Annotated in this window: 22 protein-coding genes; 7 read left to right on the top strand and 15 right to left on the bottom strand. The window is 68.9% G+C overall.

Going from position 1 to position 25,862, the window contains the following annotated elements:
* Positions 1–36: 36 nt before the first annotated feature.
* The 3 genes from aroA to AB0K11_RS02550 all read left to right on the top strand — a co-directional run bounded on the left by aroA (position 37) and on the right by AB0K11_RS02550 (position 3,290).
* Entirely contained in the window at positions 37–1,344 is a 1,308-nt protein-coding gene (gene aroA, locus AB0K11_RS02540; protein WP_364971876.1) for a 3-phosphoshikimate 1-carboxyvinyltransferase, read from the top strand.
* Positions 1,341–2,321, top strand: coding sequence for a ribosome small subunit-dependent GTPase A (gene rsgA, locus AB0K11_RS02545; protein WP_364971878.1), 981 nt, complete (start codon positions 1,341–1,343; stop codon positions 2,319–2,321). Before aroA ends, rsgA begins: the two co-directional genes overlap by 4 nt.
* 120 nt (positions 2,322–2,441) lie before the next feature.
* Positions 2,442–3,290 carry an aldo/keto reductase gene (locus AB0K11_RS02550; protein WP_364971879.1) on the top strand — a complete coding sequence of 283 codons (849 nt, stop codon included), beginning with the start codon at positions 2,442–2,444 and terminating at the stop codon, positions 3,288–3,290.
* A 4-nt stretch (positions 3,291–3,294) separates the two neighbouring features.
* Here the strand turns inward: AB0K11_RS02550 and AB0K11_RS02555 are convergent, their stop codons facing one another.
* From AB0K11_RS02555 to AB0K11_RS02580, 6 genes are all read right to left on the bottom strand, one after another.
* Positions 3,295–4,773: a heme peroxidase family protein gene (locus AB0K11_RS02555; protein WP_364971881.1), complete on the bottom strand. Its 1,479-nt coding sequence runs from the start codon at positions 4,771–4,773 to the stop codon at positions 3,295–3,297.
* 265 nt (positions 4,774–5,038) lie between these two features.
* Positions 5,039–6,322 (bottom strand): fatty acid desaturase, encoded by a 1,284-nt coding sequence (locus AB0K11_RS02560; protein ID WP_364971882.1) that lies wholly within the window; start codon positions 6,320–6,322, stop codon positions 5,039–5,041.
* Positions 6,323–6,391: 69 nt separating this feature from the next.
* Positions 6,392–7,558 carry a ferredoxin reductase gene (locus AB0K11_RS02565; protein WP_364971884.1) on the bottom strand — a complete coding sequence of 389 codons (1,167 nt, stop codon included), beginning with the start codon at positions 7,556–7,558 and terminating at the stop codon, positions 6,392–6,394.
* A gap of 62 nt (positions 7,559–7,620) precedes the next feature.
* The gene (locus tag AB0K11_RS02570) at positions 7,621–8,118 is read right to left on the bottom strand and encodes a hypothetical protein (protein ID WP_364971886.1); all 498 of its coding nucleotides are present in this window, start codon (positions 8,116–8,118) and stop codon (positions 7,621–7,623) included.
* 14 nt (positions 8,119–8,132) lie between these two features.
* Complete coding sequence (locus AB0K11_RS02575) at positions 8,133–9,872, bottom strand: BCCT family transporter (protein ID WP_364971887.1); 1,740 nt, start codon at positions 9,870–9,872, stop codon at positions 8,133–8,135.
* Between the two features lie 61 nt (positions 9,873–9,933).
* Positions 9,934–11,343: a wax ester/triacylglycerol synthase family O-acyltransferase gene (locus tag AB0K11_RS02580; protein ID WP_364971888.1), complete on the bottom strand. Its 1,410-nt coding sequence runs from the start codon at positions 11,341–11,343 to the stop codon at positions 9,934–9,936.
* Positions 11,344–11,517: 174 nt separating this feature from the next.
* Between AB0K11_RS02580 and AB0K11_RS02585 the strand changes: the two genes are divergently transcribed.
* Entirely contained in the window at positions 11,518–12,009 is a 492-nt protein-coding gene (locus tag AB0K11_RS02585; RefSeq protein ID WP_364971889.1) for an Rv3235 family protein, read from the top strand.
* A gap of 4 nt (positions 12,010–12,013) precedes the next feature.
* On the opposite strand, the gene secA is transcribed toward AB0K11_RS02585, so the two are convergent.
* From secA to AB0K11_RS02605, 4 genes are all read right to left on the bottom strand, one after another.
* Entirely contained in the window at positions 12,014–14,866 is a 2,853-nt protein-coding gene (secA, locus tag AB0K11_RS02590; protein WP_364971890.1) for a preprotein translocase subunit SecA, read from the bottom strand.
* 156 nt (positions 14,867–15,022) lie between these two features.
* Complete coding sequence (gene raiA / locus AB0K11_RS02595; RefSeq protein ID WP_364971892.1) at positions 15,023–15,694, bottom strand: ribosome-associated translation inhibitor RaiA; 672 nt, start codon at positions 15,692–15,694, stop codon at positions 15,023–15,025.
* Between the two features lie 298 nt (positions 15,695–15,992).
* Positions 15,993–16,622, bottom strand: coding sequence for a ComF family protein (locus tag AB0K11_RS02600; RefSeq protein ID WP_364971894.1), 630 nt, complete (start codon positions 16,620–16,622; stop codon positions 15,993–15,995).
* Positions 16,623–16,663: 41 nt separating this feature from the next.
* A complete protein-coding gene (locus AB0K11_RS02605; protein WP_364971895.1) occupies positions 16,664–17,161 on the bottom strand; it encodes a DUF302 domain-containing protein in 498 nt (165 codons plus the stop codon).
* A gap of 148 nt (positions 17,162–17,309) precedes the next feature.
* Here AB0K11_RS02605 and AB0K11_RS02610 point away from each other — a divergent pair, with 148 nt between their 5' ends.
* Complete coding sequence (locus tag AB0K11_RS02610) at positions 17,310–18,620, top strand: DUF2252 domain-containing protein (RefSeq protein ID WP_364971897.1); 1,311 nt, start codon at positions 17,310–17,312, stop codon at positions 18,618–18,620.
* A gap of 29 nt (positions 18,621–18,649) precedes the next feature.
* On the opposite strand, the gene AB0K11_RS02615 is transcribed toward AB0K11_RS02610, so the two are convergent.
* The 5 genes from AB0K11_RS02615 to AB0K11_RS02635 all read right to left on the bottom strand — a co-directional run bounded on the left by AB0K11_RS02615 (position 18,650) and on the right by AB0K11_RS02635 (position 24,626).
* On the bottom strand, positions 18,650–19,696 hold the full coding sequence (locus tag AB0K11_RS02615) for a substrate-binding domain-containing protein (protein ID WP_364971898.1): 1,047 nt from the start codon (positions 19,694–19,696) through the stop codon (positions 18,650–18,652).
* Between the two features lie 134 nt (positions 19,697–19,830).
* Positions 19,831–21,591, bottom strand: a complete 1,761-nt coding sequence (gene lpqB, locus AB0K11_RS02620; protein ID WP_364971899.1) for an MtrAB system accessory lipoprotein LpqB — start codon at positions 21,589–21,591, stop codon at positions 19,831–19,833.
* Complete coding sequence (gene mtrB / locus AB0K11_RS02625) at positions 21,588–23,237, bottom strand: MtrAB system histidine kinase MtrB (RefSeq protein ID WP_364971900.1); 1,650 nt, start codon at positions 23,235–23,237, stop codon at positions 21,588–21,590. The genes lpqB and mtrB overlap by 4 nt, the downstream gene beginning before the upstream one ends.
* Before the next feature lie 22 nt (positions 23,238–23,259).
* Positions 23,260–23,946, bottom strand: coding sequence for a two-component system response regulator MtrA (gene mtrA, locus AB0K11_RS02630; protein ID WP_264015934.1), 687 nt, complete (start codon positions 23,944–23,946; stop codon positions 23,260–23,262).
* A 50-nt stretch (positions 23,947–23,996) separates the two neighbouring features.
* Positions 23,997–24,626: a dTMP kinase gene (locus AB0K11_RS02635; protein WP_364971902.1), complete on the bottom strand. Its 630-nt coding sequence runs from the start codon at positions 24,624–24,626 to the stop codon at positions 23,997–23,999.
* A 166-nt stretch (positions 24,627–24,792) separates the two neighbouring features.
* On the opposite strand from AB0K11_RS02635, the gene AB0K11_RS02640 reads away from it, so the two are divergent.
* Together AB0K11_RS02640 and AB0K11_RS02645 are read left to right on the top strand one after the other, a co-directional pair.
* On the top strand, positions 24,793–25,557 hold the full coding sequence (locus AB0K11_RS02640; protein WP_364971903.1) for a WXG100 family type VII secretion target: 765 nt from the start codon (positions 24,793–24,795) through the stop codon (positions 25,555–25,557).
* Between the two features lie 19 nt (positions 25,558–25,576).
* The gene (locus AB0K11_RS02645; protein ID WP_364971905.1) at positions 25,577–25,861 is read left to right on the top strand and encodes a WXG100 family type VII secretion target; all 285 of its coding nucleotides are present in this window, start codon (positions 25,577–25,579) and stop codon (positions 25,859–25,861) included.
* Position 25,862: the final 1 nt, after the last annotated feature.

Here is a 25,862-nt window from a genome sequence, read left to right on the forward strand (position 1 = left end):
TGGCCGCCGCTCCCTGACAGGGCAGGATGGTGAGTCGTGAGCAACTGGCCGGCACCGTCGACGCCCAGCCCGGTCCACGCGACGGTCACCGTCCCGGGCTCGAAGTCGCTGACCAACCGCGCCCTGCTGCTGGCGGCGCTGGCCACCCCGCAGGGTTCGTCGACGCTCAGCGGCGCGCTGCGCAGCCGCGACACCGACCTGATGATCGGCGCGCTTCAGACCCTCGGTGTCACGGTGGAGCCCGTCGGCGGTGACGACACCGAACTCACCGTCGGCGGACGGATCGCGCCCGCCTCGGGGGCGCGGGTGGACTGCGGCCTGGCCGGCACCGTGTTGCGCTTCGTGCCTCCGGTCGCCGCGCTGGGCACGGAGACAGTCACGTTCGACGGCGACGAGCAGGCCCGTGCCCGGCCGATCGCACCGCTGCTCGACGGATTGCGTGCGCTCGGTGTCGACGTCGACGGTGACGGCCTGCCGTTCCGGGTGTCGGGCAGCGGATCGGTGGCAGGCGGCACGGTGGAGATCGACGCGTCGGCGTCGTCGCAGTTCGTCTCCGGGCTGCTGCTCTCGGGCGCGGCGTTCACCGACGGGCTGACCGTCGTGCACACCGGTGAGTCGCTGCCGTCGGCGCCGCACATCGGCATGACGGTGGCGATGCTGCGCGACGCCGGCGTCCAGGTCGACGACAGCCAGCGGTCGCGCTGGCGGGTGCGGCCGGGCCCGGTCGCGCCGCGGCGCTGGGTCATCGAGCCGGACCTGTCGAACGCGGTGCCGTTCTTGTCGGCCGCGGTGGTCAGCGGCGGCGCCGTGCGCGTGACGGGGTGGCCGCCGCGCAGCATCCAACCCGCAGGGGCCATCCTGGCCATCCTGGAGAAGCTCGGGGCGAGGGTCCGTCACGGCGACGCCTATCTGGAGGTGCAGGGTGGCGGCCTGTTCGGCGGGTTCGAGGTGGACCTGCAGGACGTCGGCGAACTCACCCCCACGATGGCCGCGCTGGCGGCGCTGGCCACCCCCGATTCGGTGTCGCGGCTACGCGGTGTCGCCCACCTGCGCGGCCACGAGACCGACCGGTTGGCCGCGCTGTCGAACGAGATCAACGGCCTCGGCGGTCGGTGCGAGGAGACCGACGACGGCCTGGTGATCACGGCCGTGCCGTTGCACGGCGGCACCTGGCACTCCTACGCCGACCACCGGATGGCGATGGCCGGCGCGATCGTCGGCCTGCGCACACCGGGCGTGGAGGTCGAGGACATCGCCACCACCGCCAAGACGCTGCCGGAGTTCCCGCAGCTGTGGGCGGACATGCTGGCCGGACAGACCATCGGGCCCGAGGCAGGTAGTTGAGCCCTCGCGAGTACGACGAGTCCGACGTCCGGATCAGACCGGGTCGGGGCTCGCGACCGCGGACCAAGACCCGCCCCGACCACGCCGACGCGCTCAACGCGATGGTGGTGACCGTCGATCGCGGCAGATGGGGCTGCGCGCTCGGCGGCGACCCGGATCAGGTCGTCACCGCAATGCGGGCACGCGAACTGGGCCGGACCCCGATCGTCGTCGGTGACGACGTGGACGTGGTGGGCGACCTGAGTGGGCGGCCCGACACCCTGGCCCGCATCGTCCGTCGTAGCGAACGCCGAACAGTGTTGCGCCGCACCGCCGATGACACCGATCCGACCGAACGCGTGGTGGTCGCCAACGCCGACCAGCTGCTCGTGGTGGTGGCGCTGGCCGATCCGCCGCCGCGCACCGGCTTCGTCGAGCGGTCGCTGATCGCCGCGTACGCCGGTGGCCTGCGTCCGATCCTCTGCCTGACCAAGTCCGACCTCGCGCCGCCCGAGCCGTTCGCCGCCCAGTTCGCCGGCCTTGACCTGACCGTCGTCACGGCCGGTCGTGACGACCCGCTCGACGTCGTCGCTCCCCTGCTGACCGGCTCGGTCACCGTGCTGCTCGGCCACTCCGGGGTCGGCAAGTCGACTCTGGTCAATCGGCTGGTGCCGGACGCACACCGGGCGATCGGCGTGGTGTCCGGCGTCGGGAAGGGCAGACACACGTCCACCCAGTCGATCGCGTTGCCGCTGGCCGAATCCGGCTGGGTGGTCGACACGCCCGGGGTGCGCTCGTTCGGCCTGGCGCACATCGCGCCCGAGGACGTGCTGTTGGCGTTCGCCGACCTGGCCGAGGCCATCGCCGACTGCCCGCGAGGCTGCCGCCACATGGGGCCGCCGGCCGACCCGGGGTGCGCACTCGACGCCCTGACCGGCGCGGCCGCCGACCGGGTCACCGCCGCGCGCCGACTGCTCGCCGCCCTCAAGGACGCGTGATCCCGCAGGAGATGGTCAGCGTCCTGACCGGCCGATGACGGACGCCTCGGCAGGGTGTGCGGGGTTGTCTTAGTGGGCACCCCTTCAGCAGACCTTGATCCGACCCGAGGAGATCCTCCTGTGAGCACTGTTCCCACCATCTCGTTGAACAACGGCACGCACATCCCGCAGCTCGGCTTCGGCGTGTACCAGATCGACCCGGACGAGACCGCCGGCGCGGTCCGCACCGCGCTGGAGATCGGCTACCGGCACATCGACACCGCGGAGATGTACCAGAACGAGCGGGGCGTCGGGCAGGGCATCCGCGACGCCGGCATCGACCGCGGCGAGGTGTACGTCACCAGCAAGCTGAACAACGGCTTCCACCGGCCCGACGACGCCCGCCGCGCCTTCGATGCCACGCTGGAGGAGCTCGGCTTCGACTACGTCGACCTGTTCCTCATCCACTGGCCGTTGCCGACGCTCTACGACGGCGACTACGTGTCGACCTGGCAAACGCTCGAGGAGTTCAAGAAGGACGGCCGCGCCCGCAGCATCGGGGTGTCGAACTTCCAGGTCGAGCATCTCGAAAAGCTTGCGCGCGAGACCGATACGGCCCCCGTGGTCAACCAGATCGAGGTGCATCCGTACTTCACGAACGACACGGTGCGGGCTTATGGCGCCGAGCACCACATCGCGACCGAGGCGTGGTCGCCCATCGCCCAGGGCAAGGTGCTCGACGATCCGGTGGTGACGCGGATCGCCGAGGCGACGGGTAGGACCCCCGCCCAGGTGGTGCTGCGCTGGCACATCCAGCGCGGCGACATCGTGTTCCCGAAATCGGTGACACCCGAGCGCATCAAGGAGAACTTCGCGCTGTTCGACTTCGAACTCGGTGAATCGGATGTCGATGCGCTCACCGCGCTGGACAAGAGCGAGGACGGCCGCACCGGCGCGAACCCGGACACGTTCGACTACGTGCCGGACTGACCGGTCACAGGGCGCCGACCACGCCGGCGAATCGCAGCAGGTCGACGATGCCGAACTCGCCATCCGCAGGCAGCGTCGGCGTCCACTCCGGGTCCTGCCTGAGATAGGACAGCGGGTCACCCTGCAGCAGGCCGAGGAACACTTCGGCCACGATCCGGCCGCCGACCGGCCCGAGCCGCTTGCCGTCCTCGCGGACGTCGGCCTCGCGCAGCACGTAGAACCACAGCGGTGTCCGCTCCTGCAGCTTGAAGTCGGTGAGGTCTTTGAGGTCGGCGGGCGGGAGCGGGTCGATCTGCATGGCCCGTGCCACCCGTTGACCCGATGGCACACCGAAGGTCAGATGCCGCAGCAGGTTCCGCTGTGCCAGTGACTGCGGTTCGGCACTCGGGATACCGGGCAGGTCGAACAGCACCGACGACAGCGTGGTGTTGATTCGCTTGTTCCCCCGGGCACGCCCGTCACCGAAGTCGAAGAACGTCTGCCAGTCGATGAAGCGCCGTGCCGCCCGCTTGCCCCCGCGCAGGTCGGCGGGATCACCGGAGTCGGCCTGGGTGTCGTCGAAGATGAGCGCGAAGAACTCCTGGCCGTCCGCGGGTCCGAAGTTGGCGCGGTAGCTCGGGCGCACCTGGGAGTGCCCGAACCGGTATGCGGCGACCGAGAATTCGACCGGGATGTACGGCGCGTTGCGCCATTCGTAGAACTTGCGGCCGTTCGTCAACACGTCGTCGACCACCGCCGCTCCCACGGTCTTGGGCAGGAACTCGTGGACGATGATCCACTGGTAGTGCCACCGCACCAGGCGCTGCGCCTCGGCGAAGACCTCGTGCGGGCTGGTGAGACCCAATTCGGCCTTGACCCACTCGACGACGGCGTTGTGGAACTTCAGCATGGCGACGTGCAGTTGCGAGACGATCAGGTTCTCGTCGTTGCGAGGGTCACCGATCAGCGCGATGTTCTGACTGTTCCGCGGCAGGTCGAACCGCGGGCTCCCGTCCCGGGTCCGCGCCTCCGACCCGGGGATCTGCTCGACGAGGAAGGTCGTCAGGCCACCGTCGACCGTGTGGTCGTAGAGGTGCGGTGCGGCGCCCGGGCCCGGACCGTAGAGGTTGTCGAGTTCGAGGACGGGCGTGCGGAAATTCGCGATCGCCTCCGGATCCTGCTGCCGCTCGAGACTCGACGTGGTGTCGAACGTCATGTCGTGGTCCAGGAACTGCCCGAGGAACGTCATCCCGGCAGTCAGGTCCGGATTGTCCCGGTTGTGAACGCTCAGTTGCGGATTCGTGATCAGCGCGACCGGATCGGCGAGCTGGTCCTTGGCGTCCATCAGCTCACCGGCCCTGCCGATGTCCCGTAGCGCCTCACGCACAGACGGGTTGTCGGCGGAGAACGGCGGCAGCGCGGGGAAGAGCCGGCCGAACTTGCCGTGGTCGTAGTGCGTCGAGTGCGGTGGGTTGTCCCCCTGGTTGAACGTTCGACCATGCATCATCGCTCGTGGTGAATGTGTGCAGCCCGACATCGTCGTCCCCTGTCCCCCGTCGGCGATCCGCCCGGTCTGTGAGTGCAGGAGCCGCCGCCGCCCTGCCGCGATGATGGCACGCGGCGGACGCCGTCCAGAAGACCTGTCGGATAACGAGATCGACTGAGGTAGTCGGCTACTCAGCCCCACACCGGAGAACGAAACTGCGGGGAGATCGACGATTCGCTCGGAATCGCGATCTCCCCGCAGTTTCGCGGTGACGTGTGATGGGTCAGGCGGCCAGTCGGGCCTCGACCGCGCCGGCCTTCGCCGCCCGCCTGTCGCGCCGCCACGACCGCACGGTCGCGATCGCGGTCTTGAGGCCACGCCGGCGACCGGTCTCGGGATCTGTTCCGGCGAAGCCGGATTCGAGCTCCGTGAACATCCGCTCGCTGCGGGTCTCGGGAGCGTTGTCGGCGGTCGCGCGCAGGTACTTGTCGGGCAGCGACAACTTGGCGATGGTGCGCCACGTCTTGCCGTACTGCACCAGGAACGAGCCCGTGGTGTAGGGCAGGTCGTACTTGTCGCAGATCTCCTTCACGCGGATCGAGATCTCGTGCAACCGGTTGCTCGGCAGGTCCGGGTACAGATGGTGCTCGATCTGGTGGCAGAGGTTGCCGCTCATGAAGCGCAGCACCGGGCCGTTCTCGAAGTTGGCACTGCCCAGCATCTGGCGCAGGTACCACTGGCCCTTGCTCTCGCCGACCATGTCGGTCTTGGTGAACTTCTCTGCGCCGTCGGGGAAGTGGCCGCAGAAGATCACGGCGTTCGACCAGACGTTGCGGATCACGTTCGCGACCGCGTTGGCCGTCAGCGTCGACCGGTAGGTCGCGCCGGGCGACAGCGACGTCAGCGCCGGGTAGGCGACGTAGTCCTTGGCCAGCTGGGCGCCCGCCTTGACGGCGAACTCCCGCGCCCGGATCTTGCTCTCGTCCCGGTCGTCGCGGCCCTTGTAGATCTTGCCGAGCTCGACGTGCTGCAGTCCGACGCCCCACTCGAAGCCGAGCGCGAGGATGGTGTTGTACAGCAGGTTGCCGAGGTTGAACGGCTTCCACTTGGCATCCCGGGTCACGCGCAGCAGGCCGTAGCCCACGTCGTCGTCCATGCCGAGGATGTTGGTGTACTTGTGGTGCATGAAGTTGTGGGTGAACCGCCAGTGCTTGGAGGCCCCGCCCATGTCCCACTCCCACGTCGACGAGTGGATCTCCGGATCGTTCATCCAGTCCCACTGGCCGTGCATGACGTTGTGGCCGATCTCCATGTTCTCGACGATCTTGGCCACGCCCAGGGCGGCGGTGCCGGCCCACCAGGCGGAACGCTTCGAACTCGCGGCCAGCGTCAGGCGTGCGGCCACTTCGAGGGCGCGTTGCGCGGCGATGGTGCGGCGGATGTAGCGCGAGTCGCGCTCACCCCGGGAGTCCTCGATGTCCTGTCGGATCGTGTCGAGCTCGAGAGCCAGATTGTCAATGTCGGCTTCGGTCAGGTGCGCGAATGCCGGTACGTCCGTGATTGCCATCGTGTGCCTCCTTTCGTGGTACCTACGCTAGCGTAACCTACGACTGCGTAGGTTACCAGCCAGTAACGACTAAACGTCCAGTGTGCAGTCGCCGGATGCCGCGGAGATACAGGTCTGTACCCGGGTACCCGGTTCGTGCTCGACGCCCGTGCGCAGGTCGCGGACGTATCCGTCGACCAGGCCGACGACACAGGACTGACAGATGCCCATCCGGCAGCCGAACGGCATCTGGATCCCGGCCTTCTCGCCCGCATCCATCAGCGACGTCGCGGCGTCCACCCGGACGGTCTTCCCGCTGCGCGCGAAGGCGACCGATCCGCCGTCCCCGTGCACCGCGGTACGGACCGCCGCGAACCGCTCCAGGTGCAGTCGCTCCTCGACGCCCGCGGCCTTCCACATCTTCTCGGCCTCGCTGAGCATGCCTTCGGGCCCGCATGCCCAGGCCTGCCGGTCACGCCAGTCGGGCACCTGGTCGGACAGCCGGGCCAGGTCCAGCCGGCCCTGCGTGCGCGTGGTACGCACGGTCAGGCGATACCCCGGGTGGCTGCGATGGAGCTCTTCGAGTTCCGCGCCGAACAACACGTCGGCCTCGGTGGGGGCGGAATGCAGATGGACGACGTCGGTGATCTGGTCGCGGCGGGCCAGCGTGCGCAGCATCGACATCACCGGGGTGATGCCGGAACCGCCGGTGAGGAACAGCACCGACGCCGGCGCCGGGTCGGGCATCACGAAGTTGCCCTGCGGCGCGGCCAGTCGCACGATCGTGCCCGGCGCCACTCCACCGACGAGGTGGGTGGACAGGAACCCCTCGGGCATGGCCTTGACGGTGATGGTGATCGTCTTCCCGGAGCGGCCGGCGATCGCAGGCCGCCCGGCACCGGTCACCGGGCTCGACGTCAACGAGTACGACCGCCAACGCCAGCGGCCGTCGACGAGCAGGCCGATGCCGATGTACTGGCCGGGCTGGTAGTCGAAGGAGAAGCCCCACCCGGGCTTGATGACCAGCGTGGCGGAGTCCTCGGTCTCGCGACGGACCTCGAGCACGCGGCCGCGCAGCTCGCGCGCCGACCACAGCGGGTTGGCCAGTTGCAGGTAATCATCCGGAAGCAGCGGAGTGGTGATGCGTCCGACCAGCGTGCGCAACGCGTGCAGTCCGGGATGTTTGTGGGCACCCGCGACCTCGGGGCGCACCGTGTCGGCGCCTTTGGCCGCGACCTTGATGGTGTTCTTGGCCATGAAACCTACGGTACCGTAACTTACGCTTCCGTATCCAGTGTGATCTTCAGCTCTAAACCACCTCAGAGCAGGTCGAGGAGGAACGGCAGCTCCTGCGGCGCGTACCACGCGAGGTCGTGATCCTGGGCGTCGCCGACGGTCAGTTCGGCGTCCTCGTCACCCAGGTCGGCCGCGTCCACCACGCCGACCGCCTGCCGCACCGCCGCCTCGGCGTCCGCATTGTCGATGTAGGCGGCGATCACGTCGGTGAGCGCCACCGGACCCGCGAGCCGCACCACCGCGTCGTCGAGGTCGGGACGGGCGGTGGCCTCCTGGACGTCGGCGACCAGCACCGCGCGCCGCGGCAGACCCGACGCGCCGTCCGGGCCGGACAGCAGCCGCAGCGACGCCAGCGCCGCCTCGCGCAGCGCCACCTCCGCCAGCTCGTCGTCGTCGCCTTCGGCGTAGGACTCGCGCAGCGTCGGGGTCACCGCGAAGGCCGTGCCGCTGCGGGCGTGCACCGACCCGTCGGCGACGAGCTGTTGCAGCAGGGCCAGGGTCGACGGAATGTAGACACGCATTCCGCCGACACTAGCTATGTCTTCGTCGGATCCCGCTCGACGGAGATGATGAAGTCGTCGCCGTGTTCGGTGACGCCGTGCACGACGGCCTCCTCGACGGCCTCCTCGGCGTACTGCTTGCGCACCATCATCGGGTCCCGGCGCAGGTCCTTGACCAGTGCGACACACAGCAGGACCATCACGATGACGAACGGCACCGCCGCGATGATCGTGATCGTCTGCAACCCGGTGAGCGCGTCCGAGCCGCCCAGGATGAGCATCACCGCCGCCACCGCTCCGGTGGCCACACCCCAGAACACCACGATCTTGCGCGACGGTTCGATGCAGCCGCGCTCGGACAGCGAGCCCATCACGATCGACGCGGCGTCGGCGCCGGAGACGAAGAAGATGGCGACCAGGATCATCACCAGCACACTGGCGACGGTGGCCAGCGGGTACTGCTCGAGCAGACCGAACAGCTGGCTCTCCGAGCTACCGTCGCCGACCACGTCGACGCCCTGCTGCTGTTCCCGGATCGCCGCGCCGCCGAAGATGCAGAACCAGACGAGCGACACCACGCTGGGCACCAGCAGCACCCCGGCGACGAACTGACGGATGGTCCGGCCGCGCGAGATGCGGGCGATGAACATGCCGACGAAGGGTGTCCAGGACAGCCACCACGCCCAGTAGAACACCGTCCAGCTGCCCAGCCAGGCGTTCACCTCGCCGCCCTCGGCACCGGTGCGCGCCGACATCATCGCCAGCTCCTGGAAGTAGCTGCCCACCGACGTCGGGATGAGGTTGAGGATGAACACCGTCGGGCCGACGATGAACACGAACAGCGCCAGCACCACGGCGAGCACCATGTTGATGTTGGACAGCCACTGGATGCCCTTGGCCACGCCCGACACCGCCGACAGCACGAACGCCACGGTCAGCACGGCGATGATGCCGATGAGCACGGCGTTACCGGTCTCGCCGATGCCCGCGACGATCTGCAGACCTTTGCTGATCTGCAGCGCGCCCAGGCCCAGTGAGGCGGCCGAGCCGAACAGCGTGGCGAAGATCGCCAGCATGTCGATGACCTTGCCCCAGCCGCCGTTGGCGCGTGATCCGATCAACGGCTCGAACGCGGCGCTGATGAGCTGGAACCGGCCCTTGCGGTACACGCCGTAGGCGATCGCGAGGCCGACGACGGCATAGATGGCCCACGGGTGCAGCGTCCAGTGGAAGAGGGTGGTGGCCATCGCGATCTGCGCGGCCTCCTGGTTGCCGGGCGGGCCCGTTCCGGGAGGCGGGGTGACGAAGTGCGTCAGCGGTTCGGCGACGCCGTAGAACATCAGCCCGATGCCCATGCCGGCGCTGAACATCATGGCGATCCACGACACCGTCCGGAATTCCGGTTCCTCGTCGTCGCGGCCGAGCGGGATGTTGCCGAAGCGGCTGACCGCCAGCCACAGCACGAACAGCACGAATCCCGACGCGGTGAGGACGAAGAACCAACCGATGTTGGTCAGCACCCAGTTCAGCGCACCGCCGGAGGCGTCGGCCAGCGTCGACGTGCTGACCCCGCCCCAGACCAGGAACCCGATGGCCAGCGCGGCGGTGACGCCGAACACCACCCAGTCGATTCCGATCCGCCTGGCCTGCGCCTCCTCGTCGATCGCCACGTCGAGGATCGGGTGCGGAATGGCACCGCCGGTGGGCGACCGCAGCGCGTGGTCGACCGTCCGCCGGGCGCGATCGGACTTCTTCTTCTCGGGGCTGATTGTCATGGTGAATTCATCAGAACCTCTCGGCTCCACCACGTCAACTCCCCTGCAGGCTACGAACTGGTTACCTCGCGGCTCCCAACAGTTCGTCGAGGGATTCCTGCAGCAGGCCTGGGAGCACGTCGACGTCGCTCATCGCGTCCCGGTCGGCGTTGATGCCGAAGTAGAGCATGCCGTTGTAGGAGGTCACCCCGATCGACAGCGTCTGGTTGTGCAGCAGCGGCGGAACGGCATAGGTCTCGAGCAGCTTGGTGCCCGCCACGTACATCTGTTTCTGCGCTCCCGGCACGTTCGTGATGAGCAGGTTGAACTGCCGCGCCGAGAACGTCGTCGCGACGCGGATCCCCATGGCGTGCAGCGTGGGTGGCGCGAACCCCGACAGGGTGACGATGGTGCGGGCGTCGACCAGGCTGGCCGCCGTCGGATGTGATTCGGTGGCGTGCGAGATCTGGGACAGCCGCACCACGGCGTTGCCCTCGCCGACGGGGAGGTCGACCAGGAACGGGGCCACCTCGCTGATCGCCTGCCCGGGGCCCGCGGAGTCGATCTCGGCGTCGGGATAGACCGACATGGGGGCCATCGCACGCACCGTCGTGGTGGGCGTGACCGGTTCGCCGCGGGACAGCAGCCAGTTCCGCAGCGCGCCTGCGACCACGGCGAGCAGGATGTCGTTGATGTTGCACTCGTACCTGGCCCGCATCCGCCGGTAGTCCTCCAGCGGGTGACTGGCCACCGTGAAGCGGCGGTTGCGGGAGACCCGGGTGTTCAGCGGGCTGTTCGGCGCGGTGCCGCGGGCGACGGTGCGTGCCACGTCGGCGAACCGGCGGCCCATCTCGACGAGCTGCCCGGCGTTGGTGGCCACGTCGGTGACCGCGTCGCGCACCGCACCCAGCTGTGCCGTCGGCCGGGTCACCCATTCCCCCACCGCGCCGAGCAGGAGCTGGCGGTCGCTCGGTTCGCGGGCCGGGACCCAGATGTCCTCGCCGAACTCGGGCGCCTTCTGCGTCCGGTCGACGATGACGTGACCGATCTCCAGCGCGGTCATCCCGTTCACCAGAGCCTGGTGGGACTTCGTGTAGATCGCGACGCGGTTCTTGGTGAGCCCCTCGACCAGGTACATCTCCCACAGCGGCCGCGACTTGTCGAGCGGACGTGAACCCAGCCGCGCGACCAGGTCGTGCAGCTGGGCGTCGCTGCCCGGCGACGGCAGCGCCGAACGCCTGATGTGGTAGGTGATGTCGAAGTCGGGATCGTCGACCCAGACCGGCCGGGCCAGCCCGAGGGTGACCTCGCGGACCTTCTGCCGGTATCGCGGGATCTGCGGCAGCCGCTGTTCGACGGTGGCCAGCAGGGTCTCGTAACTCAGCCCGTTGCGTGGCCTGCGCAGGATCGACAGCGACCCGACGTACATCGGGGTGGCCGTGTTCTCCAGATGGAAGAACGTCGCGTCGGGCGCCGACAGCCTCGTCACCATGCGGCGCTATCCCCCTCTTCGGCCGTCGCTGCTCGGTCCCCGCCACCGTATCCGGCCGATCTGTGACCCCGCAGCACGGGTGCATCGAGCCCGGTGCGAACCGTGCGACGATGGACAGGTCTGCGACTCTCCAGCAGATGCCGATCAGTACGCCGAGCATCAGGAGAGTTCGTCATGCCCTCGCACGCCACCCATTCCGCGGCCGGTCGCCGCGCCCTCACCTCACCGGTCATCGACTACGAGCCTGCGCCCACCCCGGTCACGGGGCCTTGCCCGCAACCGTCGCCGGCCGCCCTGCACCGGCGCACACCCCGGCCGCTGCGGCCCGCGCCGGCTGCCGTACCCGCTGCGCCGCGGCCCGCGGCCGTGTTCGCCGACGCCGCACTGCGCCGCGTGCTGGAGGTGATCGACGGACGCCGTCCGGCCGCTCAGCTGCGGCCACTGCTGGCGCCGCCGCTGCTCGCCACGGTGGTCATCCACGCCCGGCTGCGGCACACGGCGCCGGCACGGCTGCGCCGGGTCGGCCTGCGCGCGGCGGGATCCGGGTCGACGGCCGCCGAGGTGTTCGCCACCTACAGCCGCGCCGAGCGGGTGCGCGCGATCGCCGCGCGCGTCGAACTCGTCGCGCCGGATCGCTGGCAGCTGGTGGCGCTGCAGATCGGCTGAGCGCTCAGCCGCGGCGGCGTGACCGCGGGGCCTTGGCGCCCTTGGCCTGCTGACGGGCCGCCTCGCGGCGTTCCCGTCGGGTACCGCCTGCGCCGCCGGCACCCGACGCGGCGGGCCGCGGGCCGCCATTGGAACGCTTCACCTCGGCCGAGCCGTCCTCCGCCGGACCGACATACGTCAGCGGTGGCGCCTCGTTGTCGATTCCCTTGGCGCGCAACGACGGTGCGGCCGGCCGCTCCTTGGTGGCCACGCTGCCCTCGCCTGCGCCGCGTTCCTGCGCCTGCGCCGCGGCGGCCTTGGCGAACTCGGCCAGACCGCTCGGCGCGGACACGGGTGCCACCGCAGGCGCGGGGGCGGCCTCGACGGTGACGTTGAACAGGAACCCGACCGACTCCTCCTTCAGCGCGTCGAGCATGCCCTTGAACATGTCGTAGCCCTCGCGCTGGTACTCGACCACCGGGTCGCGCTGGGCCATCGCACGCAGGCCGATGCCCTCACGCAGGTAGTCCATCTCGTAGAGGTGTTCGCGCCACTTGCGGTCGATGACGTTGAGCAGCACGTTGCGCTCCAGCTGACGCATCGCGCCCTCGCCGGCCATCTCCTCGAGCTGACGCTCCCTATCGGCGTACGCGCGTTCGGCGTCGGCCACGAGTGCGTCGAGCAGTTCCTCGCGGGTCAGCTCGCCGGGCTCCCCGACGGCGTCGGAGTCCACCAGGTCGTGGTGGTCGATGCCGACCGGGTAGAGCGTCTTGAGCGCCTCCCACAGCTTCTCCAGGTCCCAGTCCTCCGCGTAGCCCTCGGCGGTGGCGCCGTCGACGTAGGCGGTGATGACGTCGACGAGCATCTGATGCGCCTGGTCCTGCAGGTTCTCGCCCTCCAGGATGAGGCGGCGTTCCCGGTAGATGACCTTGCGCTGCTGGTTCATCACCTCGTCGTACTTGAGGACGTTCTTGCGGACCTCGAAGTTCTGCTGCTCGACCTGCGTCTGGGCGCTCTTGATGGCGCGGCTGACCATCTTGGCCTCGATCGGCACATCGTCGGGCAGGTTCAGCCGGTTGAGCAGCGCCTCGAGCGTCTCACCGTTGAACCGCCGCATCAGCTCGTCGCCCAGCGACAGGTAGAACCGGGACTCGCCCGGGTCGCCCTGACGGCCGGAGCGGCCGCGCAGCTGGTTGTCGATGCGGCGGGATTCGTGGCGCTCGGTGCCCAGCACGTAGAGCCCGCCGACGGCGATGACGTCCTTCGACTCCTCGACGTGCTCTTCCTTGACCTGCTGCAGCACCGCCTCCCACGCCGCTTCGTACTCGTCGGGCGTCTCGACGGGGTCCAGCCCCTGTTCCCGCAGCCGCTTGTCGGCGAGGAAATCGACGTTGCCGCCGAGCACGATGTCGGTGCCGCGACCGGCCATGTTGGTGGCGACGGTGATCGCACCCAGCCGGCCGGCCTCGGCGATGATGCCGGCCTCCTGCTCGTGGTACTTGGCGTTCAGCACGTTGTGCGGGATCTTGCGCTTGGTGAACTGGCGCGACAGGTACTCGGAGCGCTCGACGCTGGTGGTGCCGATCAGGACCGGCTGGCCCTTCTCGAATCGCTCGGAGACGTCGTCGACGACGGCGATGTACTTCGCCTCTTCGGTCTTGTAGATCAGATCCGACTGGTCCTGGCGGACCATCTGGCGGTTCGTCGGGATCGAGACCACACCCAACTTGTAGATCTCGTGCAGCTCGGCCGCCTCGGTCTGGGCGGTGCCCGTCATACCGGAGAGCTTGTCGTAGAGCCGGAAGTAGTTCTGCAGCGTGATCGTGGCCAGCGTCTGGTTCTCAGCCTTGATCTCGACGTGCTCCTTGGCCTCGATCGCCTGGTGCATGCCCTCGTTGTAGCGGCGGCCGAGCAGCACGCGGCCGGTGAACTCGTCGACGATGAGCACCTCGCCGTTGCGGACGATGTAGTCCTTGTCGCGCTGGAACAGCTCCTTGGCCTTCAGCGCGTTGTTGAGGTAGCTGACCAGCGGGGAGTTGGCGGCCTCGTAGAGGTTCTCGATGCCCAGCTGGTCCTCGACGAACTCGACCCCGACCTCGTGCACGCCGACCGTGCGTTTGCGCAGGTCGACTTCGTAGTGGACGTCCTTCTCCATCAGCGGGGTCAGGCGGGCGAACTCGCTGTACCAGTTCGACGCACCGTCGGCCGGGCCGGAGATGATCAGCGGGGTGCGGGCCTCGTCGATCAGGATGGAGTCGACCTCGTCGACCACCGCGAAGTTGTGTCCGCGCTGCACCAGGTCCTCGAGCGAGTGCGCCATGTTGTCGCGCAGGTAGTCGAAGCCGAACTCGTTGTTGGTGCCGTAGGTGATGTCGGCGGCGTAGGCGGCGCGCCGTTCGTCAGGGGTGAGGCCGGAAAGGATGACGCCGACGTCGAGCCCGAGGAAGCGGTGCACCCGGCCCATCCACTCGGCGTCACGTTTGGCCAGGTAGTCGTTCACCGTGACGACGTGCACACCCTTGCCGGACAGCGCGTTGAGGTAGGCGGGCAGCACACAGGTCAGCGTCTTGCCCTCACCGGTCTTCATCTCGGCGACGTTGCCGAAGTGCAGCGCTGCGCCACCCATCACCTGCACGTCGAAGTGCCGCTGGCTGAGCACCCGCCACGCCGCCTCGCGCGCGACGGCGAACGCCTCGGGCAGCAGGTCGTCGAGGTCCTCGCCGTCGGCGATGCGCTTCCTGAACTCGTCGGTCTTGGCCCGCAGCTCGGCGTCAGACAGCTTCTCGACGTCGTCGGACAGGGTGTTGACGTAGTCAGCCACCTTCTTCAGGCGCTTGACCATGCGGCCTTCGCCGAGACGGAGCAACTTATCGAGCACGGATTTCCCCTGTGGGTTGACGTATCAGACGGAGTCCATGGTAGAGGTCGCCGCTGGGAGCCCGGCCCTCCGCGACCTCCTGGGCGTGGGACCGATGCCGAAAACCCCGCGACACCGTGGGCGTCGCGGGGTTCGTGGCGATCGGACCGTGCCGGGTCAGGACAGCCGGATCAGCCCGTAGTCGTAGGCGTGCCTGCGGTAGACGACGCACGCGCGGTCGCTCTCCTTGTCGTGGAACAGGAAGAAGTCGTGGCCGACGAGTTCCATCTCGTAGAGGGCGTCATCGACGGTCATGGGCTTGGCGGGATGCTCCTTGGTGCGCACGATGCGGCCCGGTTCGTGATCGTCGGGTGCGGCGCCGTCGGACATCGGTTCGGCGGTGGACTGGGGCGCGTCCATGGCAGCGGCGAGCGCGGTGGCCTCGGCCACCGACACCGGGCGCTTGTCCCCATAGTGGATCTTGCGGCGGTCCTTGCTGCGGCGCAGCCGGTTCTCGAGCTTGCTTACGGCGCCTTCGAAGGCGGCGTAGAAGCTGTCTGCGCACGCCTCACCGCGCACCACGGGTCCGCGGCCGCGGGCGGTGATCTCCACGTGCTGGCAGTTCTTTCGCTGACGGCGGTTCTTCTCATGGTCGAGCTCGACGTCGAAGAGGTAGATGCTGCGGTCGAATCGCTCCAGTCGCTCGAGTTTCTCGGCGACGTAGACGCGGAAGTGATCGGGGATCTCAACGTTGCGGCCGGTGAGGTTGACGTCCGCCTTCGGCTCGGTTGCCGGCTGGCCCTCCTCGACCACCATCGTTCGGTCTGATTCCACGGATTGAATTGACATACTTGGCAACTCGTTTCTCTCGCGCGTCGCACGCAGTGCGTGCCGGGTGGGTCACGATTCGCGCCGCAGGAGAGGGGATTGAAGAGATTTCTTCCGCGACCAGCGGCGCAAGGTGTCGACTACTCACCTCCTACCGTGGTGCGGCGAAGTGGCGCTGACTGCTGAGCGCCGCCGTGAAGGTGTTCACGGGTGGTTGTTTGCGACGGTAGTCGTTGTTCACCCGGTCGTGCCAGTGATTTCGCGGACGTGTTTTCAGTTCTTCACGCGGGGTTGACCCAGGGGTGATCCGGCGCCTTCGTCAGGCGTGCGCCAGGGCCAGGACGGCGAGCACGTGCGCGCCTGCCGCCTGCAGTACTCGGGTGGATTCGGCGGCCGTGGCGCCGGTGGTCACGATGTCGTCGACGAGGACCACGGCACCGTCGACGGGCCGAAGCAGGCGCACCCGCCCGGCCACGTTGCGCGCCCGGGCGGGACCGGACAGCCCGACCGAGTCCCTGGTCCATGCCGTGAGCCGCAGCGCCTGCACCAGCCCGACACCGGGGTGCCCGGTCACCGCGACCTGACCGATGCGGGTGACCGGGTCGCCGCCGCGGCGGCGCGCGGCAAGTCTGCGGGTCGGCGCAGGCACGACGGTGATCGGCGCCTCGACGATGCCCCACCGCAGCAGCTGCGCCAGCCCCGCCGACAGGGCATCGCCCAGTGGCCGGACGAGGTCGGCGCGCCCACGCTCCTTCACCGCCACCACGGCGTGCCTGCGGGTGCCCGCGTAGTGGCCCAACGAGAACACCGGGACGCCCGGGTCCACCCGCGGCGTGATGAGGTGCGGGGCGTCGGGTGGCACCCGCAGGTCGACCGCGCACCGCGCACACCACCGGGTGGACGGGGCGGCACAGCCACCGCACTCGAGCGGAAGGAGCAGGTCGAGCATGGCGGCAGTGTCGCGCCCGGGTCCGACAGACCCCGGGCTTTCTAACCTGCGGTGACGGCGCCCGCGAGCGCGGCCAGCTTCGCGTCGAGCACCTCGGCGGCCGCGAGCAGTTCCGGCTTGGGTTCGACGACCATCAGCGTCGACGGGACGACGTAGGTCAGGGCGCTGCCGCCGCCGGGCTCGCCGGTGAGTAGGAGTTCGACCGGCGCGAACAGACCGGCGGTCACATCGTGCCGCAGCATCGTGATCGCGATCAGTGGGTTGCCGATCACCACCCGCAGCACCGCCCGGTCGATGCCCGCCTTCGGGAGCCATCCGCCGTGGTCGAAGGAACCGAACAGCATGAAGCCGCTGGGGCCGACGTACGCGCCGACGGCGCGTTCATAGGACTCCCAGCTGTCGGAGCCGGCCGCGACGGCGTCGATCGGCACCGGCTGCTCGCCCACGTCAGCGAGCAGTGCGGCGACCAGCTCGTCGTAGCTCCTGCTGCTGGCGTATCGCACGCGTACTCCGGTGAACGGAACGCTGGTCGCGGTCATGGCGGCTGCCTTTCGTCGGCTCGTTCGGTGTAGGCGCCGGAGGCGGAAACCATTCCTGGGTATGGCGAACAAAACCCAGCAGTGCGCTCTCGGGCCCGGTTCGTCGACAATCCCCACACTCGGGTTCCGCACGCGCTGTACTGGCACCATGCCGCAAGACGAACGTGAGTCGTTCATCGTCGATTGCCTCGTGAAGGCGTTCAAAGAGCTCATGGACGCCGATCCCGACGCCTTCCGCACCAAGTTCCGGAAGATGGCGGCCGAACCGTTCGCGTTCTACCGCGGCAGTGCCTGCGTGTTCTACGCCGACGTGGCCGCTCGCGACGACAGGTGGGCCGACGAGCGCACCAGCCGGGTGTGGATCCAGGGCGACCTGCACGCCGAGAACTTCGGCACGTACATGGACGGCTCCGGTGTGCTGATCTTCGACGTCAACGATTTCGACGAGGCCTACGTCGGTCACTTCACCTGGGACCTGAAGCGGTTCGCCGCCAGCGTCGCGCTGATGTGCTGGCAGAAGGCACTGTCCGACGAGGAGATCTCCAAGCTGATCGACACGTTCGCCCGCGCCTACGCCGACCAGATCAAGTGGTTCCTCGACGAGGCCGACGATTCGAGCTTCTCGCTGAACCTGTCCACCGCCCGGGGCGCCGTGCTCTCGACACTGCAGAGCGCCCGCCTCTCGACGCGCTCCGAGATGCTCAACCGCCTCACCCGGGTCGACAAGTGGGACCGGCAATTCCGCGAGACAGCCGGGGTGCGCCGCCTGGACGACGACGAGCGCGCGAAGATCGAGTCGGCGTTCGAGCGGTATCTGCAGACGATTCCGCGCACCAAGCGGTATCAGGGCATCACGTACGACATCAAGGACGTGGTCGGCAAGAGCGGTCACGGCATCGGCAGTGCGGGATTGCCGACCTACACCGTGTTGATCGAGGGGTTCAACCAGGCGCTCGACAACGATGCCGTGCTGTCGGTCAAGCAGGGCAACGTCGCCGCGCCGAGCCGGGTCATCACCGACAGCCGGGTGCACGACTACTTCGAACATCACGGGCACCGCACCGCAGTCTCGCAGCGCGCGCTGCAGGCCCATGCCGACCCGTTGCTCGGCTACACCGACATCGACGGCAAGGGATTCGTGGTCAGCGAATTGTCACCGTACGAATCAGATCTCGACTGGAGTGAGCTGACCGAGCCCGACGAACTCGGCGAGGTCGTCGCGCAGCTGGGCCAGGCGGTGGCCAAGGTGCACTGCGTGGGCGACACCGACAGTGACCAGTCGCTGGTGGACTTCCAGACCGAGGAGGCGATCGACGCGGTCATCGGCGACCACCTCGACGAGTTCGTCGCCGATCTGGTGACGTTCGGCCTCGAGTACGCTGCGGTGGTCCGCGACGACCACCGGCATTTCGTCGAGGCGTTCCGCGAGGGGCGGATCCCCGGCATCAGCTCGTCCTGACGGCGTCCTTCGCGATCCTGTCCGCCGTCTCAGAAGTTGTACTGCGACACCGTTTTCGCGTCGGCTTCCAGCGACGCGTCACCGACGAAGACGTTGTCGTAGCCGTCCATCTTGGTCAGCGACTCGTACCCGGGGATGCCCAGATCGGTGCCTGCCTCGATCGGCTCGCCCTGCGCCAGCATCAGGGCGATCTGCAGCTGCGCCTCACCGGCGAGGGCGGGGTCCCAGAAGAAGATCTTGTCGATGGAGCCGTCGGCGAGATCTGCAGCGGCCGATGACGGAACCGAGGTACCCATCACGCAGATCTGGTTCTGCAGGCCGGCTTCCCGGACCGCCCGCGCGATGCCGGGCACGTCATTGGCGGCCGAGCCCTGGAAGCCCTTGATGTCCGGATGCGCAGCCAGCACCGCTTTGGCCTTGTCGTAGGCGACCTGTTCGTCGTCGGCGCTCTCGATCGGGTCTCCCACCCGCGCCATGTCCGGGAACCTGGCGACCTGCAGATCATGGGCGGCACCGACCCACTGCATGTGCGTCTTCGCGGTCGGGCCGCCGATGAACTGGACGTATTCGCCTCGCTCGCCCATACATTGGGCGAGGTTCTGCATGATCTGCTCGCCGAAGGCGGCGTTGTCGAACGCCTCGATGTCGATGTCGACGTTCTGGATGCCGGTGGCCTCGTGCGACACCACCTTGATGCCCTGCCCGCGGGCCTGCCCGAGCACCGTCTGCAGCGCCTCAGGTGAGTTCGGCACCACGGTGATGGCCGTCGGATTCTGGGGGATCAGGTCGGCGATGATCCGGACCTGCTTGTCCGGACTGGTGTCGTCCGCGCCCTCCTGGCGAGTCTTCACACCGGTGCGCGCGGCGAAGTTGGCGTCGCCCTCGGCCATCCGGTCGAACCACGGGATGCCCGCGACCTTGACGACGTTGACCATCGTCATGTCCTTGGGGTCCTCGGCGGCGGGAGCAGTGCTGCTGCCCGTGGCGCTCTCACCGCTGCCGCCGGAGCCACAGCCCACGAGCGTGGTCGCGGCCACCCCGAGCGCCACCATGAGAGCCATTCGCCTGTGCTGCATTCGCACTCCTTCGTGACGCCCGTCTGTGTCGAACCGGTCACCCCCGAGGTCCGGCGGCGCAAGACGTGACGTGACTGACAGTCAAGCAAGCCGAGGCCCGCACCGCGGTGTTTCGCGGGTCCCGGCCGGCCAGATCAGCCCGGCAGCACCGGGATGGCGCCTGCGTTCATCAACGGCCGCACCTCCGACCACGCCGGGTCGCCCTCGGCAGCGCTTGACAGCTGCAGCACCCCGCGCTGGTCGGAGACGTACACCGTGGACGGGTTGGCCGCCACGGTGGTGACCGGCATCAGCAGGTTGCGGCTCGGGCCGTCGGAGTTGACGCCGTCGAGGTTCACATAGGAGACCGGGTGCTGCGGATCGCGGCGGCTGACCACGATGTCGTCGCCGGTGCGCCAGGACAGCGAGACCACGGTGTTGCCGAGACCGAAGCCGAGTCGGCGCGGGTAGTTCAGCAGGAACTGGCCGGTGGGGGTCTGCTCGACGCCGGCCAGGATCACCTGGCCCTCGATCACCATCGCCGCGCGCGTCCCGTCGCGTGACAGCTGCAGCTCGCTGATCAGGCCGGGGAACTTCGCCGCCACCGGCGCCACGTCGACCGGGATGCGGGCCGGCTGACCCGAGGCGTCGCGGATCACGCGGACCACGTTGTTGCCGTCGACCACCACCCACACCGCGTTGTCCAGCGACCAGCTGGGCCGAGTGAGGCTCCGCGCCTCCAGTGCCTGGCCGGCCGCCCCACCCAGCGGGCCGATCCACAACGAGGACAACATGTCCGGCGCGCCCGGACGCAGCACCACTACCGACGCGGCATCCTGTCCGCTGCGCGACACCGCCGCCGACACCTGGTTGGGCGCCTGCCCGAAGGAGCCGGCGACCCGTGTTGACCGCTGCCCGTCGAGCGACACCAGCGAGCCGTTGACCAATGCGTGCAACCCGGCCGCCGCGCCGGGGAAGGCGCCCGGGTCGGTGGCCGCCACGTCCGAGGTCTCCCACCCGTCGGCGAACCGGTCGTCCAGAGGTGCGCCGTCGGCGTTGAGCACGTAGGGCCCGTTGATCCCGGCCCGCGACAGTGTCCAGATGATCTGCGCGGCAAGGAGTTGCCTGCTGTGCGGATCGGTGGTGGACAGATTCTCCAGGTCCACGCGGGCGCCGCCGTAGCCACGGCCGATGCCGGTCTTGCCACCGTCGGCGCGGGTCACCGGGCCCCGCAGCTTCAGCGGCGCACCGAGCAGATTGCGCACGGTGTTCGCCATCTCCGGCCGGGGCCCCGCGATCAGCTTGGAGATCAGTTCGGTCGCCAGCTGGTCGGGATCCGACACCGCGACGTAGCGGGGATCGGGCACCACGGTGGCGCCGGTGGGGTCGGCGAAGTAGAGCGTGCTGCGCTTGTAGGTGGCCTGGAACTGCTGCCAGTCGAGGAACACGCCGTTGGGCAGCTTGTCGATCCGCCAGCCGCCAGGGGTCTTGAGCAACTCGATGGGACCGGGGTCGGGCAGCGCGCCGTCGGCGGTCTCGAAAACGCCCATGTCCGACAGTGATCCGAGGATGTCGGCACGCATGCTGACCGAGACATGGTCGGGCCTGCGGGTCTCGACGAACACCACCCGGTCGATGAGCAGCGCGCTGCCGGCATCGTCCCAGTCCTGCGACGCCGACTCGGTGAGGAACTGCCGTGCCGCCAGGTGCCGGTTGGCCGGATCCGCGGTGGCTTTCAGGAATTCGCGCAGCAACACGTCGGGATCCATGTTGGGTGTCGGTGTGGGCAGGCTCGGCGGCGCGGGGCGCTCGACCGTGCCGATCGCCTGCGGCGCCGACGAACTCGGTACCCCGGCACATCCGGCCACGGCGAGTGCGAACAGCATCAGCCATGCCGCGGTCAGGATGCGCCTCACACGCTCTCCCCCGCCGGTTCGCGCTCCACCGCACCGCGTCGCGGCGCCCGGTCGGGCCGGGTGGGCTTGAGCGGCAACGGACTCGTCGTCACCTTGTGGCCGCGGACCAGTGGCAGCGTCAGGCGGAAGCAGGCACCCTTGCCGGGTTCACCCCACGCCTCCAGCCGACCCTGGTGCAGGCGGGCGTCCTCGATGCTGATCGCGAGGCCGAGTCCGGTGCCACCGGACCGGCGCACCCGCGACGGGTCGGACCGCCAGAACCGGCTGAACACCAGCTTCTCCTCACCGGGCCGCAGCCCCACCCCGTAGTCGCGCACCGTGACGGCGACGGTGTCCTCGTCGGCGGCCATCCGGATGCGGACCGGTTTGCGTTCGGCATGGTCGATGGCGTTGGCGATCAGGTTCCGCAGGATGCGTTCCGCGCGGCGGGGATCCACCTCGGCGATCACCTCTTCGCCGGGCACGTCCACGATGAGCTCGACGTCGGCGTCCTGTGCCAGGTGTCCGACGTTGTCCAGCGCGCTCTGCACGGTGTCGCGCAGATCGACCGACTCCACCGACAGCTCGGCGACACCGGCATCGTGGCGCGAGATCTCGAGCAGGTCGTTGAGCAGCGTCTCGAACCGGTCGAGCTCGTTGACCATCAGTTCGGTGGAGCGGCGCAGCGCCGGATCGAGGTCCTCGCTGTGGTCGTAGATCAGGTCGGCGGCCATCCGCACCGTCGTCAGCGGTGTGCGCAGCTCGTGGCTGACGTCGGAGGTGAAGCGGCGCTGCAAGTTGCCGAATTCCTCGAGCTGGGTGATCTGCCGCGACAGGCTCTCGGCCATGTCGTTGAAGGACACCGCGAGGCGCGCCATGTCGTCCTCGCCGCGCACCGGCATCCGCTCGGTCAGGTGACCTTCGGCGAACCGTTCGGCGATCCGCGACGCCGACCGCACGGGGAGCACGATCTGGCGGGCGACCAACAGCGCGATGGCGGCCAGCAGGCCGAGCAGCACCACGCCACCGGTCGCCATGGTGCCGCGCACCAACGCGATGGTGCTCTCCTCGTTGCTCAGCGGGAAGATCAGGTAGAGCTCGAGATTGGTCACCGGCGACGACGTCGGGCTGCCGACGATGAGCGCGGGTCCGTTGAAGCCGTCGGTGGTGACCGTGGCGTACTGGTAGCTGACCTGACCGGCCTGCACGAAATCGCGCAGCGCCTCGGGCACCTGCTGCACCGGTCCTGCGGCGGTCGCGGCGCGCGGGCCGTCCCCGGGGACCACGAGCACGGCGTCGAACGGACCGCCGAGGCCGGCGCCCGCTTCGGCCTTGCGGTCGATGAGGGTGTTGCGGGCCAGCTGCAGACTGCTGTCGAGTGAGCGGCTCTCCTCGCCGCCGACGATGCCGCTGACGGTGTTGCGGGCCCGCTCGATCTCCTCGGTGGCGGCCTTGACCTTCACCTCGAGGATGCGGTCGGTGATCTGACTGGTCAGCACGAAGCCAAGGACCAGGATGACCGCGAGCGACAGCCCGAGCGTGAGCGAGACGACTCGCAGCTGCAGCGACCGGCGCCATGCCAGTCCGAGTGCGCGGCCGAGGGTGCCGAGGCCACGCAGCAGCGGTGCGGACCGTCGGTGAATGCGGCGTCGCGAACTCCAGATCACGTCGCCGCCCGAGCGGCCACGGTCACGGAGGTCCGGCCTTGTATCCCACTCCTCGAACGGTCAACACCACCTGCGGGTTCTCCGGGTCCTTCTCGACCTTGGCCCGCAGCCGCTGGACATGCACGTTCACCAAACGGGTGTCAGCGGGGTGACGGTATCCCCACACCTGTTCGAGCAGCACATCTCGAGTAAACACCTGGCGCGGTTTGCGTGCCAGCGCCACCAGCAGGTCGAACTCCAGCGGCGTCAGCGAGATCTGTTCGCCCATCCTGGTGACCTTGTGGGCGGGCACGTCGATGTCGACGTCGGCGATGGACAGCAGCTCTGCGGGTTCGTCGTCGTTGCGGCGCAACCGGGCGCGCACCCGGGCGACGAGCTCCTTGGGCTTGAACGGCTTCATCACGTAGTCGTCCGCGCCGGATTCCAGGCCGAGCACCACGTCGACGGTGTCGGTCTTGGCGGTCAGCATGACGATGGGCACGCCGGAGTCGGCGCGCAGCACCCGGCAGACGTCGATGCCGTTCATGCCGGGCAACATGAGATCCAGCAGCACGAGATCGGGCCGCAGCTCACGGACCGCGGTGAGAGCCTGCGTGCCGTCACCGACCACCGCGGTGTCGAAGCCTTCTCCGCGCAGGACGATGGTGAGCATTTCGGCCAGCGATGGGTCGTCGTCGACGACCAGGATCCTTTGCCTCATGGTGTCCATGGTGTCACCAGATCGCGACAAAACGCTGCTAGCGCGCACCCGCGAGTCGGCTAACGCCCCAGGTCGGCTGCCAGCTGCGCGGCGACCACGTCGGGACCGACGCTGCGCCACGGTCCACTCCAGTCGCGGGCCGCCAGTTCCCGGTAGACCGCCGCGGTGCGGGACTGCAGTCCCCCGTCGCGCTCGTAGAAGTCCTTCGCGCGGCTGGCGTCCTGTTCGGCCCGCCGGTCGGCGCGGGCGGCGGCGAGTTCCACGGGCACGTCCAGGAGGAGCTGCCAGTCGGGCACCGCCAAGCGCAGCCGGTCGTATTCGAGGCTGCGCACCCACTCCACGACCTCGCCGTCGGCGCCCTGGTTGAGCCGGGCAGCGCTGTAGGCGGCGTTCGAGGCGACGTACCGGTCGAGGATCACGATGTCGTAGGCGGCAGTCAGGTGCCCGATCTCGTCGCGGGCGTCGGCGCGATCGAGGGCGAACAGCACGGCCATCGCGTGCACCGACTGCGCGAGGTCTCCGTGCGCACCGTGCAGGGCTTCGGCGGCGAGGTCGGCGGTGACCGACCGGTGATACCGCGGGAAGGCCAGGGTGGCGACCGAGCGCCCGTCGGATTCGAAGGACGCCCGCAGACCGGTCGTCAGCGTGTTCTTCCCCGCGCCGTCCACTCCCTCGATCGCGATGAGCACGCTGTTCGCTTCTCCCGGGTCGCTTCTCTCCTGCCCCCGGCGAGCGTAACTGGTGCACGTGACCCCCTCGGACCGTCGATAGGCTTTCCTCCGGTTGTGCTGCAGCTGAAAGGAAGCTGTGGCGGGCGCATCGGAGCCGGCCGACGAGTGACTGGGGGTTCGCCGGGTGGGGGGATCGGTCGAGGTCGTCGTCTCGGAGTTGGATTCAGCGGCCGGGCGCGTGGCGGATGCCGGACAGCGCCTGCAGGACGGACTGTCCGCCGTCGACCTGTCGGTCGAGGAGCTACTGGGAAAGGGCTGGAAGGGCGGCGCCGCGACGGCCTACACGGCCGAGTGGGACAAATGGCACAGCGGTGCGGGTCAGATCGTCCGGGCGCTGCAGGTCATGTCGGAGTCGCTCGAAGCCGCGGGTTCGCATTACGCCGCCACCGATCAGCAGGCCGCTGCTGCTGTGGACTCGTCTTTCCAACCGACGGGCGGCGCGCCGGAAGGTGCACCGGCCGGCAGCCCGGCCGGCCCCGCCGGCCCTGGCGCGGGTTCGGCGCCTCTCGACCAGAGTGCGCGTGGTGGTGCACCGAGCGGTCAGGGTGGCTCCGGCGCGATGGCCGAGATGATGAACCTCGGGCAGCCGGCGGCACAGGCCGGGCAGGCGCTCGGCCAGGCGACGGGACAATTGGCCGCCGGTCTGGCGCAGGCCGCCGCCGGGATCGCGCAGGCCGTGACGGCGTTGGCGCAGCAGGCCGCGCAGGCCGCCGAGAAGGACGATCCAGAAAAGGACGACGACGAACGGATCGACGGAGCGACGGAGCAGGCGCGCGAAGCCGAGGAGGCTGCCGACCGGGTGTCATCGCGCGCACCCGTGGACGCCCCGCAGCCCACGCCGACGACCGGTGTTCCCACGGGTGCCTCGAGGCCTTCCAGTGCCGGGTAGCGGTGGTAGCGCCGCGCTGGTGGTCGATTTCGCCCAGCTCGCGGCGGCCATCGAGCACATGAAGGCTTACCAACGGGAAGTCGACGAGTGCCTTGCAGACGTCGACCAGGCCATGGCCGCGTTGCGGGCGACCTGGCACGGCGAGAGTTCGGACGCCCAGGCCCAGACTCAGGCGCAGTGGCGCGCGGGCGCCGAGCAGATGAAGACGGCGCTTTCACAGCTGCAGAAGATCGCGGACACGGCGCAGCAGAACTACAAGGGCGCGGTCAGCAACAACGCTCAAATGTGGGGGAACGGCGAGTAGT

Origin of the sequence: Mycobacterium sp. NPDC050551 (assembly GCF_040674075.1) — a bacterium.
GTDB lineage: Bacteria > Actinomycetota > Actinomycetes > Mycobacteriales > Mycobacteriaceae > Mycobacterium.